We start from the raw sequence: 15,136 nt of genomic DNA on the forward strand, positions 1-15,136 counted from the left end.
ATAGGAAATTTACATACCGCTCAGTTTCAGACAGCTTGTTCAGTAACGTCTCTCCTGTCAAGGGTCTTCTAGACTGGCCCCCGCATGCGTCAGCGGCCGTGCGCGACGATCGAGGAGGAGGGGTGCATGGCGGAGGACAGGCGGACCAGACGTTCACGCCGGGCTCTGGGGGACGCCCTGGTGGAACTGGTGCTCGAACGGGGCTTCACGGCGCTGACCGTGGAGGACGTCACCGAGCGCGCGGATGTGGCCCGCGCGACCTTCTACGCGCACTTCCGGGACAAGGAGGACCTGTTCGCGCGCGTGACCGCGGACCTGCTCGCCGAACTGTCCGAGCGTCTGGCCCCGGCGGTCGCCGACAGCGCGGTCGGGTTCACCGGCAAGCCGGTCCTCGAGATGCTGCGGCACGCGCGTGAGCGGCGCGATCTGTACCGGATCGTGCTGCGCGGCGAAGGGGACGGCAGGCCCTTGCAGATGTTCGTCGACGCCTGCGCGCGGGCCACGGCCGAGGAGTTCCGCGCCCGCGCGGAACGCAACGCCGTCCAGCCGCGCATCGATCCCGAGCTGCTGGCCCGGGTGTGGGTCGGGGAGCAGATCGCGGTACTGCGCTGGTGGGTGGAGCAGGACACCCCGTCACTGCCGGCCGAGGAGGTCGTCCGCATGCTCCTCGACCTGGCCCTGCACGGGCGCTACTGGGCCAGCGGCTTCGAGTCGCCGGCCTGAGCCCCGCTCCCCTCCCCGCCGCCCGGCCCGGCCGGCCCGCCGCAGCCCCCGTACGTCCCGCTCACTCGGCCCCTTCCCAGTCGCCGCACGTCCCCGCTCAGCCGGCCCGCCGCAGCCGCCGTACGTCCCGCTCGGGACGGATCGCGGTCACGGCGGTCAGCCCGCAGACCAGCATCACCGCGGCCGACAGCAGGAACGCGTGGGTGTAGCCGGTGCTCCGGGAGGAAGCGGAGTCCAGCAGGCGCCCGGTCAGGTACGGGGCCACCAGGCCGGGCAGGGTGCCGGTCGCGGCGACGACGCCGAAGACCGCTCCGCGCCGTGCGGACGGCACGACCGCGGCCGTCGTCATGTAGTGCAGCGGGAACGCGATGGCGTGCGCGCCGAAGGCCACCGCCAGCAGGGCCAGGAGCAGCGCCCGGGCGCCGGCGAAGGGGAGCGCCGCCATGGCCGCCGCGGCGACGGCGACGGCGATTCCCTGCGGCGCGCCGGTCGACCAGCGGATCGGCACGCCCCGCCGGTTGAGCGCGTCGACCAGCGGGGACACCGCCAGCAGCAGCACGAAACTGAACGCCGAGACAGCGCTGATGAGCGTCGCCGCCCCGCCCGGTGACATGCCCAGCTCGGTGCGCAGGTAGGCGGGCAGCCACGCCTGGCTCAGCGACAGGGCCCAGGAGGCGCCGAAGGCTCCCGCGATGCTGCCCAGCACGGTGCCGTTCAGCAGCAGCCGGCGCAACGGCAGCCGGTCCGCCGCTCCGGAGCCGGCCGCGGCGCCGTGCACGGGCTCGTGGCCGTACGGTCCGTCGCGCCCCGTCCGCCACCACAGCAGACCCCACACCACGCTGACCGCCGCGAGCGCGGCGAAGGCGGAACGCCAGCCGAACGCGGTGATCAGCCAGGTCACGACCGGCGCGGCGATCAGCGTGCCGAGCGCGGCGCCGCTGATCTGCAACGCCGACGGCAGACCCCGCCGGTCCTCGGGGAACCACGTGTAGAGCGCGTGCATGGACATGGGCGCGGCCGGACCCTCGGCGAAGCCCAGCAGCACCCTTCCCGCCACCAGGGCGGGCACGGACGCCACGACGAGCACGGGCAGCTGGGCCACCGCCCACAGAGCGGCCAGCACGGTCAGGAGCACGCGGCTCGGAACCCGCGCGGAGACGATTCCGCCCAGCAGTCCGGAGAGGCTGAACAGCAGGGCGAAGGAGCTGGAGATCAGGCCGTAGGTGCTGTTGCTGATGTGCAGTTCGTCCATGATCGGTACGGCCGCGAGGCCCAGGACGGACTTGTCCGCGTAGTTGACCAGCATGAACGCCACGATCAGTGCGGTGATCAGCCAGGCGCGGCGACGGCCGGGCGGCGAGCCGGGCGGCGGCCCGGTGGCCTCCGGGCGGGAGGCGGGGCGGGACTGCGGCTGGACCATCGGGCACTCCTGGGGCTCGGGATATTGAAAACGGAGTATGTTCCCGTACAAGCTGTCTGGTACTGATCGCTTGACTCGGCAACCTAAGTGGCCGGACGTCGCCAGGTCAACGCCTCGAACGACAGCGCTCTCGCGAAACCCGAAGAGCAGCACTTCCCGATTCCTGAACCGACAGGAGCGACCCATGACCGAGACAGCCCCGTCGAGTCATCTGATGTGGAGCCGCGGCTACACGGACCCGGCCTGGATCCGCCACTTCACCGCACAGGGCCGTGAACTCTCACCCAGCCGACGCGTCTGGCGGGGCCGGGCTCCCGCCCGCCACCTGCCGCACCGTGAGACCGATGTGGACGCCCTCGACGTCGTCACCACCGACGCCGGCGCACTCGAACTCGCCGACCTGTTCGCCGCGGCCCAGACGGACGCGTTCCTGGTGCTGCACCGCGGCGAGGTCGTCTACGAGCGCTACCTGCACGGCACCGACCCCCACACCCCCCACTTCAACGCCTCGGCGGCCAAGTCCTACCTCGGGCTCGTCGCGGCGACGCTCGCTCACCAGGGCCTCCTGGACCGCACGGCCCCGGCCTCCGCCTATGTCCCGGAACTGGCGGGGACCGCCTTCGGCGACGCCCGGGTCCAGGACCTGCTGCACATGGGCACCCGGGTCAGCTACGCGGGACGGCCCTTCGACAAGGCACTGGAGGCCCAGCGGTACCAAGCGGTGATCGCCCCGCGACTGCGGCCGTTCGGTTACAGCGGTCCGACCAGTATCCGCGAGCACCTGCTGACCGCCCGCGCCACCGGGGCCCCGGGAGAGGAGTTCCGCTACGAGAACGGCAACGTGGAGACGCTGGCCGAAGTCCTCCGCCGGGTCACGGGCCTCACCACGTCCGCCCTGCTCAGCGACGTCCTGTGGGCCAGGATCGGCGCGGAGGAGGACGCGTACTACATCCTGGACGAAGACGGTGCCGAAGCCGCCTGCGGAGGCTTCAGCGCGACCGCACGCGATGTGGCCCGGCTCGGTGAGATGCTGCGCTGCGGCGGGGCGGTGGAGGGCCGGCAGGTGGTCCCGGCGGAAGTGGCCGGCACCATCGCCAGCGGTGTGCCCGACGGCTGCTCCCGCCGCGTCCGCTTCCCGGCCGCGCCCCCCGACTCGCCCGCCACGCTCTCCTATCACGACCTGTGGTGGGTCCTGAACGACCCCTACGGTTCCTACATGGCCAGTGGCATCCACGGCCAGCGGCTCTTCGTGTCGCCGGGCCTGGATCTCGTGGTCGTCCACTTCGGCTCGCAGGTCATGTCGCCCGCGGTGCCGCCGGTCCCGCTGGTGCAGGCGTTCGTGCGGATCGGTGTCCGTCTCAACTCGTGAAAGCGGGTGCCGGGAACGGCGGAGTCCGGTCCGTGACCGGGTGGCGGCCGCGGACTCCGGCCGGCCCGCTGCCGGCCGCTCCGTCGGTGCCGGTCGCCCCGTGACGCCCGGCCGTTCGGTCAGCGCGGGTCCTGCTCCAGGGCCCCGCCGGCCGCGGCGGCCGGACCGGGAGCGTGCCCGTTCGCACGGTCCGTGCGCCGGTCCGCCGCCGGCCGTCCGCCCTCGGTGCCGGGGCCGGGCACCACAGGCGGTGCGGTCTGCGCCTTCGCCGCGTCCCACGAAGCCGCGGCCGGTCCGCCTCCCTCGCTCGACGACTTCATCCGGCTCCTGCGCGAGGCGTTCCCCGTGCTGGGAAGCGGCGGGGCGTGACGGCCCCCCGCTCTGCTGCGATCCTGTCGGGCAATGGATTTCGTTGCCTCGCTTTTTCCAAACAACGAAATGCGGAGATCCATGGCGGCCTGGGAATGGAATCAGTACCATCCCCCTCTGCCGGCCCGCCGCAGGACCAGCACCCGGCCCGCACTCAGGGAGAAGACAGCCATGGACTCCGACACCCCGGAACGCCAGTTGCCGGTCAGCGAGCGCACCCGTCACCGCCGCCTGCGGCAACAGGGCAGCCTGGACCGCGACCAGCTCGACGCGATCCTCGCCGCCGGTTTCGTCTGCCACCTCGGCGTCACCGTCGATGGGACGCCGATGGTCGTACCGACCGTCTACGGTTCCGACGGCAGCACCCTGTACTTCCACGGCTCGGTCGCCGGCCGCAGTCTGCTCGCGTCACCCGAAGCCGTGGTCTGCGTCACGGTCACCCATGTCGACGGACTCGTCCTCGCCCGCTCGGTGTTCGAGCACGGCGTCAACTACCGCAGCGCCATGGTCTACGGCATCCCCCGTCTGGTCACGGATCCGGAGGAGAAGCTGGCCGGCCTGCGCCGTCTGACCGAGCAGGCCGCGCCCGGGCAGTGGGACTACGCCCGCCGCCCGAACCGCAAGGAACTCGCAGCGACCGCTCTGCTCGCCCTCTCCCTGGACGAGGCGTCCGTCAAGATCCGCACCGGAGCCCCGGACGACGGCGACAGCGAGGACGCCCGGCTCGGCCTGTGGGCGGGCGTGCTGCCGCTGCGCGCCACCTGGGGCGCCCTGGAGCCGGACCCGGCGCTGCCCGAGGGCGTCGGGGCCCCGGCCCACCTGGCGCAGCGCGTCGGGCCCCCGGCGAACCGGACCGGGGGGACCCCGGTCTCCGGCAGCCGGGTGCCTCCTGTGTGAACCGCCCGCCCCGGACCTGCGTCTTCCTGCACGACCGTCACCACACGAACGCACATGAACAGGAAGACGTACTGTGACAGACAAGGGCGTCGAGCGGAGCGACGAGCGGCACGAGGCGGAGCCATGGTGGGCGGGCCTCGGGACCTGGGGGGCCGTCGCACTGATCGCCTTCGGCGGCCTCGCGATCATCTGGGTCTCGTTGCGACTGCCCGGCACGCCCGAGGAGTTGGCGACCGGTTACTACGGGGCCGCCAAGGTCGTCGCGGTCGGGCTGGTGGTCGCGGGAGGCGCCTTGCTGGGGCACCTTCGTACCCGCGCCGCGGCCACCGAGGAGACGACCGAGGGGGCGGGCCGGGTGAAGACCTCGGAGTAGCGGACCCCGGAGGAGAACCCGCGCGGGGAAAGGGGATCCGCGAGCCCCGGCGCGGTCCGCGGTCCGGGCTCGGCCGGGCCGGGCGGACGAGGACGTGCGGGCGCCGGCCGGGCCGGCGGTGCGTACGGGCGCGCGGCCGGTCAGCGGGGTGCGGGCTCGCTGGGGCCCGGGCCGCCGGCCCGTGCCGCCGGTGTCGGCCAGCCGAAACCGAAGGCGGCCTCCACGAAGCACTGGCGGTAGGCCGCCTGCGCACCCTCGTGCAGGGCGCGTTCGAGGGCTTCGGGTGCCGGGGAAGCGCGCCGGGACCATCCCCCGCGCAGCAGGGAGACGGCGAACCCGGCGAGGAAGGCGTCTCCGCAGCCCATCGTGTCGGACATGGCGGCGGGGTCGGCGACCCGGGCCGGCGCGGCGGCCGTGGTCCGGCCGTCGTACGCGATCGCCCCGTCCAGGCCCCGGGTGGCCAGTGCCATCCCGGCCCCCCGTCGCACCGCCTCGGTGAGCAGCGCGCGCGTGGCGGCCTCGTCCAGGTGCGAGCACGAGAGCAGGGCCAGGTCGACATGGGGGCAGACCCGGTCGAGGTAGGCGGGCGTGCGGTACTCGTCCTCGTCGGAGAAGTCGAAGCTGATCAGCGGGCCGGCCGTGGCGAGGCGGGGGAGCACGGCCTCGGTACCGGAGTAGACACTGGAGTGCACGAGGGTGAAGGACGCGGCGTAGGAGAGCAGGGCGGGGGTGAGGGGGAGGGCCCGGCGGACCTCGGGGCCGCCGGGGTCGTAGCCGAGGAAGACCCGGTCGCCGTCCCGCACGTGCAGGGTCGACACCGAGGTCGCGCCCGGGCGGACGACGCTGTGGTCCACGGTGACGCCCTGCGCCGCGACGGCCGCGCGCAGGGCGGTGCCGAGGCCGTCGTCACCGAACACCCCCAGATAGGCGGCGTCCAGACCGAGCCGGCGGGTGTAGACGGCGACGTTGACGCAGTTGCCGCCGGGGTAGTCGGTGCCGCGGTCCACGAAGCGGTCGACGGTGTTGTCGCCGAAGCCGAGGACGTTCATGAGCAACTCCCGGGGTGCGGGCACGGTGTGCGCAGGCACGGCGCCCGGCGTGGGCGCGCCGGTGCCGGGGCACCGGCGCGCGGGACGTGAGGGACGGGGCTGACCGGTCGGAGGGCTCAGTAGTCCATGACGCGGTAGTAGCGGCGCAGGTCGAGCGAGTGGTCGCGCACCCGCTCCAGGTGCTTGCTGACCCGGTCCATCACGGTGTCCAGCACCAGCGGCGCGAGCAGTCCCCGGAACTGCGGGCTGATGCCTTCCAGGGGGTAGTCACGGGTGTCGAAGACGGTGACGTCCTTGGAGACGCGCTTGGCGAAGGCCTCGGCCCGGTCGGTCAGGGCCCGGGTCTCGTCCTCGCCCTGGAAGACGATGACGCTCGTGTTCTCCTCCAGGAGTTCCAGCGAGCCGTGGAAGAACTCGGCGCTGTGCACCCGGGTGGTGCGCAGCCACTGCATCTCCTCGAGGATGCACATGGAGTACAGGTAGGTGAATCCCCACAGGTTTCCGCCGCCGATGAGGAAGTGGTAGTCGGTGTCCTTGTGGGCCTCGGCGAAGGCCGCGGCCACCGGCTCGGCCTGCCGGGCGACGTCCACCAGGATGCGGGGCAGGCCCGCGAGTTCGCCGGCGAGGCGTTCGTAGCCCTCGAACTCGCCCCGCCGCGACAGCAGCCGGCCCATGAACAGCAGCAACTGGACGTCGAACGGCCAGGCCTTGGGCTCGGAGACCAGCGCCGTGTCGACGTTCCGGGCGACGGGGGAGTCGGGGTAGCCGGTGAAACCGATCGTGTGGGCCCCCTTGGACTTGCAGTGGGCGATGGCGCGCAGGCTGTCGTCGGTGGTGCCGGAGACGGACGTGAAGACGGCGATGGTGCGGTCACCGAGCCGGGCGTCGCCGGAGGCGACGAGTTCGGCGGCGACGGCGGCCCGCACCGGCAGCAGCGAGGAACGCCGGGCGAGGTGCTCGTAGGGCCACATCTGCGCGTACGTGCCGCCCGCGCCCACGAGGAGGACGTTGTCGTAGCCGTCGTCGGCCAGCCGGTCGACGGTCTTCTCGATCTGGGGACGCAGCGCCAGGAGGCTCTCCGTCTGGGAGACGAACTCGGCTTCGTTGAACTTGAGCACGATGGTGACTTCCTCGAAGGTTGTTCCGTACCGGCCGGCGTGGGCCGCCGGACCGGTGTTCCGAAAGAGCGCGCGGACCGGGTCGGGTCAGCTCGCGCGACGCCGGGAGAACAGCACGTTCGCCCCGGCGATGATCAGGCCGCCGACGAAGATCAGCGTCCCCATGACGTTGACCTGCGGGGGCACGCCGGTGCGGCTGGCGCTGTACACCCACAGCGGGAAGGTGACCGTACGGCCGGCGTTGAAGCTGGTGATGACGTAGTCGTCGACGGACAGGGCGAAGCACAGCAGGGCGCCGGAGGCCACGCCGGGCAGCAGCATCGGCAGGGTGACCAGCCGGAACGCCGTCCACGGTCCTGCCCCCAGGTCGCGGGCGGCCTCCTCCAGCGTCGGGTCGTGGCCGGCCATGCGCGCCCGTACGGTGATGGCGACGTAGGGGATGCAGAAGGCCACGTGGGCGATGACGACCGTCCAGTAGCCGCGGGGCACGCCCATCACGATGAACAGCGACAGCAGCGCGGCGCCGAGGGCGATCTCGGGGGCCGCGATGGCGGCGAACATCAGCAGGTCCACGGAGCCGCGGCCGCGGAAGCGGTGGCGCCCGAGCGCCAGCCCGATGGGGGTGCCCAGGAGGGTGGCGACCACGGCGACGACCACGGCGATGGTGAGGCTGTTGACCAGCGCGGACGTCAGGTTGGGGATGGCGAACAGGTGCCGGTACCAGTGCAGGGTGAAACCCTGCCAGGTGAAGTTCACCTTGCTGCCGGTGTCGTTGAAGCCGAAGAGGATCATCACGGCGATCGGCAGCAGCAGCCAGGCCAGCACCAGCGCGGTGTACAGGGTCAGGGCGGGGCGGCGGCGCCGGCGCCCGGCGCGGGGCGGGCGCGGCGTGGCGGCTGCCCCGGCCGCGGGGGCGACGGTGGTGGTGGTCATCGCGCGGCCGCCTCCAGGACCTCTTCGGTGCCCAGCGTCCGGGCGTAGGTGAACACGGCCAGCAGCAGCGCGCCCATGAGCACGAAGGACAGGGCCGCGGCGGCCGGGTAGTCGAGATTGGTGAAGTACTCGGTCTGGATGATGTTGCCGATCATCGTCGTGGAGGGGCCGCCGAGGATGCCGGCGTTGACGTAGTCGGCACAGGCGGGCACGAACGTCAGCAGGACGCCGGCGAAGACGCCGGGCAGCGACAGCGGCAGCACGACGCGCAGGAAGGTCTGCGTCCGGGAGGCGTAGAGGTCGGTGGAGGCCTCGATCACCTTGGGGTCCACCCGTTCCAGGGCGACGTACACGGGCAGCACCATGAACGGCAGGAAGTTGTAGGTCAGGCCGCCGACCACCGCGTAGGGCGTGGCCAGCAGGTGGAAACCGGAGGGAAGCAGACCGATGTCCTTCAGCGGTCCCAGCAGGACGCCGTGGTCGGCGAGCACGACGTTCCAGGACTGGGTGCGGATGACGAAGGAGACGAAGAAGGGCAGCAGGAGCAGGAAGAGGAACACCGACTTGTGCCGGCCGGCCCGGAAGGCGATCCAATAGGCCACCGGGTAGCCGACGGTGGCGCAGGCGACGGTGGCGACGGCGCCGTAGAGCAGGGACCGGACCAGTTGCACGTGGTAGGCCCGGACCACGTCGGCGTAGGTGCCGAAGTGGAACGTCTGGCGGAAGCCGTCGATGAAGTCGCCGGTCTGCAGCGACAGCGACACCATCACGATCACCGGGGTGACGAAGAACGCGGCCAGCCACAGCCAGCCCGGCAGGATCATCAGATACGGGGCCAGGGCGCCCCCTGGGCGCGGGCGCCGCCGCCGGGTCAGGCCTGGTAGATCGGCTCGAACAGTGCGTTCCACTGCTTCTCCTCCTCTTCGTCGAGCACTCGCAGACGGCGCAGCTTGGACTGGTCGGCCTCGGTCGGGAAGACCAGCGGACTGGTGCTCAGGGCTTCGAGCACGGAGCGCCGCTTGCCGGTGGCGGCGGCCGCGTCGCGGGCGACGACCTGCCGTGCGGCGGGAACGGGACAGACGAACTGGACGGTCTCGCTGATCCTCGCGGCGACCTCGGGCCGGTAGGCGTAGTCCATGTAGGCCAGCGCGTCGACGGGATGGGCGGCTGTGGAGGGGATGCAGAGGTTGTCGGTCCACAGCAGACCGCCCTCGTCGGGGATGACGAACTCCAGACGTGAGCCGCTCTGGTTGGCCTGGAAGACGTCGCCCGAGTACACCAGTGAGGCCGCCAGGTCGCCGCGCTGGAGGGAGGACTGGTAGGTCGAGGTGGAGTAGGAGCGGACCATGCCGGCGTCGCGCTGCCGGCGCAGCCAGGCGGCCGCCTTGCGCCAGTCGGCGGGGGTGGAGGTCTCTGGGTTCACCCCGACGGCCAGCAGTGCGACGTTGCCCATCTGCACCGCGTCGTTCCACATGCCGACCCTGCCGTGCAGCTTCGGGTCGAGCAGGTCCTGCCAGCTGGTGATCCTCCGGCCGACCTGGGCCGGGTCGTAGCCGATGCCGGTCATGCCGGACTGCCAGGGCACGGTGTAGACGTTGCCGTGGTCGAAGGGGGAGTTCTTGAACGCGGCGCCGCCGTGGCGGGCGAAGTTCGGCAGGCGGGTGTGGTCGAGCGGGGCGAGGTAGCCGAGTTCGATGTACTTGGTGAGGTAGCTGTCGCCGCCGACGACCATCAGGTCGTAGCCGATGCCCTGGCCGGAGGCGAACTCGGGCTGGATCTTGCCGAACCAGGAGGCGCTGTCGTCGATCAGCTCGTTGTAGGTGACCTTGATGCCGCTCTCGCGGGTGAAGGCGTCGAGGGTGGGGTGCCTGCTCTGGTCGGCCGGGTCGACGTCGATGTACTGCGTGTAGTTGACGAAGTCCAGCCTCCCGGACCGCTTCTTCCCGTTCCAGAAGCCGGTGACGGCGGCGGCGATCTCCGCCTCGCCGGTGGGGACGTGCACGCGGGCGCCGGGGACGCTGCACGCGGCGAGCGGGGCCAGCGCGGCAGCGCTGAGCGCGGCACGCAGCAGGCCGCGCCGGCTCCAGCCGCGGGGCGCCGGGGCGCGCGGCGGGGGCGCGAGGGGCAGGGGTTGCTCGGGCATGGGGGTCCGCCTGTCGTCAGCGCGAGGTGAGGGAAGCCGGGGCCGCGGCCGTCGCCGCGGGCGCCGGGGCGGTGGTGAGCAGGTAGGAGTGGCCGGTGGCCCAGGAGAGCCAGACGGTGTCGCCACGGGCCGGGGACACGCAGGCGGTGCCGTCGTTGGGCTGGAAGACCGTCATCTCGGCACCCGTGGCGGTGTCCACGGTGTAACTGGTGGAGGTACCGAGGTAGACCACCTCCCGGACGGTGCCGCGCAGGCGGCTGGCGGTGTCGGCGGGCTCCGCGGTCAGCGTGATCTTCTCCGGCCGCACCGTGAGTTCGACGGTGTCCCCGGCCGCGTGGGAGCCGCGCAGCGGGACCGTGACGCGCTGGCCGTCGCCGAGGTCGAGCACCCCGGTCGCCGTTCCCACGGAGGCCAGGCGTCCGCCGATCAGGTTGGAGGTGCCGATGAAGCCGGCGACGAACGCGGTGGCCGGCCGCTCGTAGACCTCCTGCGGCGGGCCGACCTGTTCGACCAGGCCGCGGTTCATCACCGCGATCCGGTCGGACATGGTCAGTGCCTCGGCCTGGTCGTGCGTGACGTAGATGAAGGTGATGCCGACCTCGCGCTGGATGCGCTTGAGTTCCAGCTGCATGCTCTGCCTCAGCTTGAGGTCGAGGGCGCCGAGGGGTTCGTCCAGGAGCAGCGCGCGGGGGCGGTTGACCAGGGCACGGGCGAGGGCGACACGTTGCTGCTGGCCGCCGGAGAGCCGGCGGGGACGCCGGTCGGCCTTGTCGGCGAGTTCGACGGTGTGCAGGATCTTCTCGACCCGGTCGCGGATCTCGTCCTTGGGCACCCGCTTGCGGCGCAGGCCGAACGCCACGTTGTCGGCGACGCTCAGGTGCGGGAAGAGGGCGTAGGACTGGAACACCATGTTGATGTCGCGCTTGTCGGGGGGCACGCCGACCATGTCGCGGCCGTGGAGGAGGATCTGACCGGAGGTGGGTTCCTCGAAGCCGGCGATCATCCGCAAGGTGGTGGTCTTGCCGCAGCCCGAGGGCCCGAGCAGCGAGAAGAACTCACCCTCACCGATGACCAGGTCGACGCCGCGGACGACCGCCGCGTCCCGGGCGCCCGCGCCGCCGAAGTCCTTGACCACGTCGACGAGCGTGATGGCGGGGCCAGCGGCCGGTGGCGGCGAGAGGGTGTCGGTTGCCATCCGTGATACCTCCGGTGTTCGGGGCGCGGGCTAGGGACGGACACGGGCAGCCGTGCCGGGCCCGGCCTGAAAAGGCAGGCGGTGTCGGTACCGGTGAGGATTGATAACGTTACCAACGGGCCAGACCTTACACAGGGACAGCCGCAGCCCGTCAATGGTTGAATGGCAGCGAATTTCACCGGCCGGTTCCTCGGCGTCCGCCGACCCGTCACCTACGAAAGATCGCCCATGCCGCAGCCCCCACCACCGCCGCGCCGCGTCACCATCCCCGACGTCGCCCGGCACGCCGGCGTCGGACAGGCCACCGCCGCCCGAGTCCTGGGCGGGTACGGCTCGTCCAGCGCGGCCACCAGGGAACGGGTCCTGGCCGCTGCCGCGGAACTGGGCTACAGCACCAACGCGGTGGCCCGGAGCATGATCAGCGGACGCACCCACACGCTGGGTGTGGTCGTCGCCGACGTGGAGAACGCCTACTTCGCCCGCGCCGTGCGCGGGGTCACCGACGTCGCGGCCAAGGCCGGCCTGCAGGTCGTCCTCGCCAACAGCGACGAGAAGGGCGACACGGAGCGGGCCGCGGTGCAGATGTTCATCGAGCGGCGCGTGGACGGCCTGGTCGTGGCGCCTGCCGCGACCGATCACGGGCACCTCGACAAGGCTGTCGCCGCGGGCATCCCCGTGGTCCTCCTGGACCGTGCGCTGAGCGGCGCCACCCTGGACACGGTCGTCGTCGACAACCGCGGTGCCGCCAAGGCCGCGGTGTCCAGGTTCACCGGCGCGGGACACACCCGCATCGCGGTGGTCACTTCGGCGTCCCCCGATCAGAACGCCAGCCGGCTGGCACCCGGCGCGGACATCTGGACCACGACCGAGCGGCTCACCGGCTACCGGCAGGCCCTGCGGGCCGCCGGCATCCCCCGCGGGGCGGAACTGATCCGCCACACCGGGTACGACCGGTCCTGGGCGCGCTCGGCCGTGATGGAGCTGATGAGCGCGCACGACCGGCCCACCGCGCTGTTCACCACCGACAACGTGGCCACGCTCGGGACCCTCGACGCCCTGCTCGACCTCGACGCCCGTATCCCCGGCGACGTCTCCGTCATCGGCTTCGACGACGCCGACTGGGCCACGCTCGTCCGGCCGAGGCTGAGCGTGGTCAGCCAGCCGGTGCAGGAACTGGGCGGTCTGGCGGCCGACATCCTGGTACGCCGCATCAACGGCTCCACGGCCCGCCCCCGCAGACACACCCTGCGCGCCGCCTACGTCCCCCGCGAGTCCACGGGCCCCGCGCCCGCCCGGGTACGGCGGCTGCGGGCGCCCGGCGGGTGACACGCCGACGGGCCCGGTCCGCCGCGCCGCTGTGACGCCGAACTGCTGCGGGGCGGGCGTACGGGGCCGGCACCGGCCGCCCTGCCCCGCTGACCGTCGCCGCGGTGCCGCGATCGGCTCGGCCGGACTGGCGGCCGGACAGCGCATCGCGTCACTGGCGGCCTTCGCCGTGATCGCCACGCTCGGCCTGCTGATCCGCTCGGCGTCTTCCTCCTCGGGGGGGGGCGGGCCAGGACGACGTCCGGGAACTGGAAGGACTGGGCAGCTCGGCACCAAGTCGCCGTGATGGCCGTCCTCTTCTTCCTCTTCTTCGTCCGCGGACTGAAACTGCCCGGAGACGGCACCCGGGTCCTCACCTCCCGGCAGAGCCACCACGCGCCGCGGTGCGATCCGATGACAGACGTGAGCCGCTGCGGCATGTGCTCTCCAGGACCGGCGCGTGCGGGATCAGTCGTCACCGCCCGCCCACCTGCAACCAGAGACGACCAGGGCGTCCCCTGGACCTGCGGATTCAGGCGGGCAGGGGCTCAGCGCGCGGGGGCCGCCGCCGCGCTAGCCCGCCGCCTGCGCGTCCCCGGTCCTCCCGCGCTTCGCGAAGGAGGACCGGGACGGCGGCCGGCAGCCCCCTCTGGACCCGGCACCGAGCAGCCCCGGGTGAGAGCCGGGTCGGCCGCGGAAGGCAACGGCACACGACGGCGCCACCCCGCGAGCTGACCGGCGCCGCGGTGGGGCGGGCGAGGCCGAGGTGGGACATCCGGCGCGACGGGATCCGATCGTATGCAAGGGTTTTCGGAAATTTGCGACTGGGCTCTCCCGCACTTCGGCATGAGATGTCACCGGTTTCTGACGGACGTGCTCCGGAAAACCGGCGGTAGGCAGGGCCGCCTGCCGCCCTTTCGTGAAAAGTTTTGCGTCATCTTGCGCAATGGCTGAACGACGCCCGCGGAGGCCCGGGCGCGGCCTGGAGGTGACCGGGGGATGGCGCCGGAGAGGCCTTGCCGCGAGCCTGCGGACCCGGGCCGGCCGGTTGGCGAGGTGCTCCGCCCCCGACGCCCGCTCGCGTTCAGGTCTTTGACGAAGTGTTCGGTGCAATGGGTGGTGTGCGGCTGAATCGCATCGCTTGTCGAACGCACGCGGCACTTTCCGTCACCGCCTGACTCCAACTTGTGTTGGGATGTGCGCGGACGGCGGGCAGCGACCCGTCTCCGCCCGCGGCGGCGTCCGCCGCTTCCTCCTTTGTCGGAAGGGATGTCATGCTCTCGATACGTACTCGGGTTCCGGCCGCCTGGCGGTCGGTGCTCATGCTCGGCGTGCTCCTCGCCGGACTTCTCGCCGGCACGGCCCCCCACGCCCTGGCAGCCGAGACGGGGAACGTCTCCGTCACCTTCGGCGTGCAGGCCACCCTGGAGGGCGAGACCCTCCTGCTCTCCGGCAGCGCTCCTGAGCTGGGTGCCTGGGACCCCGTCAAGGCCGTCCCCCTCGGCACCACCCCCAGTGCCTACCCGCACTGGTCGACCAGCGTCCAGCTGCCCGCCGGCGTCACGGTGCAGTACAAGTACCTCAAACGCACCCCTGCCGGCACCGTGACCTGGGAAAGCATCCCCAACCGCACCCTGACCGTCGCCCCTGACGTACCGGGCAACGACGACCGCTGGAACGTCAGCCCGGTGGCCACCGCCTTCCACGCCACCGCCACCACCACCTGGGGCCAGGGCCTCTACGTCTGCGGCAACGTGCCCGACCTCGGCGCCTGGGACCCGGCCCGGGCCCTGCCCCTGGCCACCGACTCCGCCGCCTACCCGCTGTGGTCCGGCACCCACCAGCTGCCGCCCGGCACCGCCGTGCAGTACAAGTACCTGAAGAAGAACCCCGACGGCTCCATCACCTGGGAGAACGGTGACAACCGCACCGTCGTCACCCCGTCCACCGGCACTCTGACGCTCGACGACACCTGGCGCTGACACGGCGGCACCCGGGCCGAGGGGTATGGGACAGATACCCCTCGGCCCGGCACGCCAGTATCCCTCCCGGCCACGCGCGCAGGTCCGGTCCGCCGGGCTGACGGGCTCTCAACCTAGTCTCGGCCGCGCGTACTTCACGAGGATGCTTCACGAAGGCGCCATGACGGAAGGCACTTCACGAGGGCGCCTGGCGAGGGAACGTCACACCCTTTCCCGGGTGCCGCGCCTTTCCCCGGTGCCGCGCCTTTCGCAGGACGGCC

At 72.1% G+C, this 15,136-nt stretch carries 14 protein-coding genes; 6 read left to right on the forward strand and 8 right to left on the reverse strand.

All coding sequences use genetic code 11. The features are described from left to right. The first annotated feature begins 126 nt into the window (after nucleotides 1-126). The gene (locus tag IG64_RS07505) at nucleotides 127-723 is read left to right on the forward strand and encodes a TetR/AcrR family transcriptional regulator (RefSeq protein WP_037853452.1); all 597 of its coding nucleotides are present in this window, start codon (nucleotides 127-129) and stop codon (nucleotides 721-723) included. Between the two features lie 97 nt (nucleotides 724-820). On the opposite strand, the gene IG64_RS07510 is transcribed toward IG64_RS07505, so the two are convergent. Continuing rightward, nucleotides 821-2,143: an MFS transporter gene (locus IG64_RS07510; RefSeq protein WP_107474186.1), complete on the reverse strand. Its 1,323-nt coding sequence runs from the start codon at nucleotides 2,141-2,143 to the stop codon at nucleotides 821-823. 184 nt (nucleotides 2,144-2,327) lie between these two features. Here IG64_RS07510 and IG64_RS07515 point away from each other — a divergent pair, with 184 nt between their 5' ends. Next, on the forward strand, nucleotides 2,328-3,512 hold the full coding sequence (locus IG64_RS07515) for a serine hydrolase domain-containing protein (protein ID WP_037853453.1): 1,185 nt from the start codon (nucleotides 2,328-2,330) through the stop codon (nucleotides 3,510-3,512). A 119-nt stretch (nucleotides 3,513-3,631) separates the two neighbouring features. Here IG64_RS07515 and IG64_RS07520 read toward each other — a convergent pair whose 3' ends face one another. Beyond that, nucleotides 3,632-3,832 (reverse strand): hypothetical protein, encoded by a 201-nt coding sequence (locus IG64_RS07520; RefSeq protein WP_037853455.1) that lies wholly within the window; start codon nucleotides 3,830-3,832, stop codon nucleotides 3,632-3,634. Between the two features lie 220 nt (nucleotides 3,833-4,052). Between IG64_RS07520 and IG64_RS07525 the strand changes: the two genes are divergently transcribed. Together IG64_RS07525 and IG64_RS07530 are read left to right on the forward strand one after the other, a co-directional pair. Beyond that, complete coding sequence (locus tag IG64_RS07525; RefSeq protein ID WP_051812464.1) at nucleotides 4,053-4,778, forward strand: pyridoxamine 5'-phosphate oxidase family protein; 726 nt, start codon at nucleotides 4,053-4,055, stop codon at nucleotides 4,776-4,778. Nucleotides 4,779-4,851: 73 nt separating this feature from the next. Next, nucleotides 4,852-5,151, forward strand: a complete 300-nt coding sequence (locus IG64_RS07530; protein WP_037853456.1) for a hypothetical protein — start codon at nucleotides 4,852-4,854, stop codon at nucleotides 5,149-5,151. 140 nt (nucleotides 5,152-5,291) lie between these two features. Here the strand turns inward: IG64_RS07530 and IG64_RS07535 are convergent, their stop codons facing one another. The 6 genes from IG64_RS07535 to IG64_RS07560 form a co-directional block, all read right to left on the reverse strand. Then, entirely contained in the window at nucleotides 5,292-6,239 is a 948-nt protein-coding gene (locus tag IG64_RS07535) for a PfkB family carbohydrate kinase (RefSeq protein ID WP_234438419.1), read from the reverse strand. A 77-nt stretch (nucleotides 6,240-6,316) separates the two neighbouring features. Further along, nucleotides 6,317-7,318 (reverse strand): SIS domain-containing protein, encoded by a 1,002-nt coding sequence (locus IG64_RS07540; RefSeq protein ID WP_037853459.1) that lies wholly within the window; start codon nucleotides 7,316-7,318, stop codon nucleotides 6,317-6,319. Nucleotides 7,319-7,405: 87 nt separating this feature from the next. Continuing rightward, complete coding sequence (locus IG64_RS07545) at nucleotides 7,406-8,251, reverse strand: ABC transporter permease (protein WP_037853460.1); 846 nt, start codon at nucleotides 8,249-8,251, stop codon at nucleotides 7,406-7,408. Further along, complete coding sequence (locus tag IG64_RS07550; protein WP_037853462.1) at nucleotides 8,248-9,075, reverse strand: ABC transporter permease; 828 nt, start codon at nucleotides 9,073-9,075, stop codon at nucleotides 8,248-8,250. The genes IG64_RS07545 and IG64_RS07550 overlap by 4 nt, the downstream gene beginning before the upstream one ends. A gap of 47 nt (nucleotides 9,076-9,122) precedes the next feature. After that, nucleotides 9,123-10,394: a polyamine ABC transporter substrate-binding protein gene (locus IG64_RS07555; RefSeq protein ID WP_037853463.1), complete on the reverse strand. Its 1,272-nt coding sequence runs from the start codon at nucleotides 10,392-10,394 to the stop codon at nucleotides 9,123-9,125. A 16-nt stretch (nucleotides 10,395-10,410) separates the two neighbouring features. Next, nucleotides 10,411-11,589: an ABC transporter ATP-binding protein gene (locus tag IG64_RS07560; protein ID WP_199811529.1), complete on the reverse strand. Its 1,179-nt coding sequence runs from the start codon at nucleotides 11,587-11,589 to the stop codon at nucleotides 10,411-10,413. A gap of 162 nt (nucleotides 11,590-11,751) precedes the next feature. Between IG64_RS07560 and IG64_RS07565 the strand changes: the two genes are divergently transcribed. Both IG64_RS07565 and IG64_RS07570 read left to right on the forward strand, forming a co-directional pair. Then, nucleotides 11,752-12,915, forward strand: a complete 1,164-nt coding sequence (locus tag IG64_RS07565) for a LacI family DNA-binding transcriptional regulator (RefSeq protein ID WP_234438420.1) — start codon at nucleotides 11,752-11,754, stop codon at nucleotides 12,913-12,915. 1,253 nt (nucleotides 12,916-14,168) lie between these two features. Then, on the forward strand, nucleotides 14,169-14,876 hold the full coding sequence (locus IG64_RS07570; protein WP_078883844.1) for a CBM20 domain-containing protein: 708 nt from the start codon (nucleotides 14,169-14,171) through the stop codon (nucleotides 14,874-14,876). The last annotated feature ends 260 nt before the right edge of the window (nucleotides 14,877-15,136 follow it).

Source organism: Streptomyces sp. NRRL S-340 (assembly GCF_000720185.1).
Lineage (GTDB): Bacteria > Actinomycetota > Actinomycetes > Streptomycetales > Streptomycetaceae > Streptomyces.

What these genes read in the sequence shown, in the direction of transcription:
- IG64_RS07510 (WP_107474186.1), bottom strand. Translation starts at nt 2,143, where the DNA reads ATGGTCCAGCCGCAGTCCCGCCCCGCCTCCCGCCCGGAGGCCACCGGG.
- IG64_RS07505 (WP_037853452.1), top strand. Translation starts at nt 127, where the DNA reads ATGGCGGAGGACAGGCGGACCAGACGTTCACGCCGGGCTCTGGGGGAC.
- IG64_RS07565 (WP_234438420.1), top strand. Translation starts at nt 11,752, where the DNA reads ATGGCAGCGAATTTCACCGGCCGGTTCCTCGGCGTCCGCCGACCCGTC.
- IG64_RS07550 (WP_037853462.1), bottom strand. Translation starts at nt 9,075, where the DNA reads ATGATCCTGCCGGGCTGGCTGTGGCTGGCCGCGTTCTTCGTCACCCCG.
- IG64_RS07520 (WP_037853455.1), bottom strand. Translation starts at nt 3,832, where the DNA reads ATGAAGTCGTCGAGCGAGGGAGGCGGACCGGCCGCGGCTTCGTGGGAC.
- IG64_RS07555 (WP_037853463.1), bottom strand. Translation starts at nt 10,394, where the DNA reads ATGCCCGAGCAACCCCTGCCCCTCGCGCCCCCGCCGCGCGCCCCGGCG.
- IG64_RS07560 (WP_199811529.1), bottom strand. Translation starts at nt 11,589, where the DNA reads ATGGCAACCGACACCCTCTCGCCGCCACCGGCCGCTGGCCCCGCCATC.
- IG64_RS07525 (WP_051812464.1), top strand. Translation starts at nt 4,053, where the DNA reads ATGGACTCCGACACCCCGGAACGCCAGTTGCCGGTCAGCGAGCGCACC.
- IG64_RS07515 (WP_037853453.1), top strand. Translation starts at nt 2,328, where the DNA reads ATGACCGAGACAGCCCCGTCGAGTCATCTGATGTGGAGCCGCGGCTAC.
- IG64_RS07570 (WP_078883844.1), top strand. Translation starts at nt 14,169, where the DNA reads ATGCTCTCGATACGTACTCGGGTTCCGGCCGCCTGGCGGTCGGTGCTC.
- IG64_RS07545 (WP_037853460.1), bottom strand. Translation starts at nt 8,251, where the DNA reads ATGACCACCACCACCGTCGCCCCCGCGGCCGGGGCAGCCGCCACGCCG.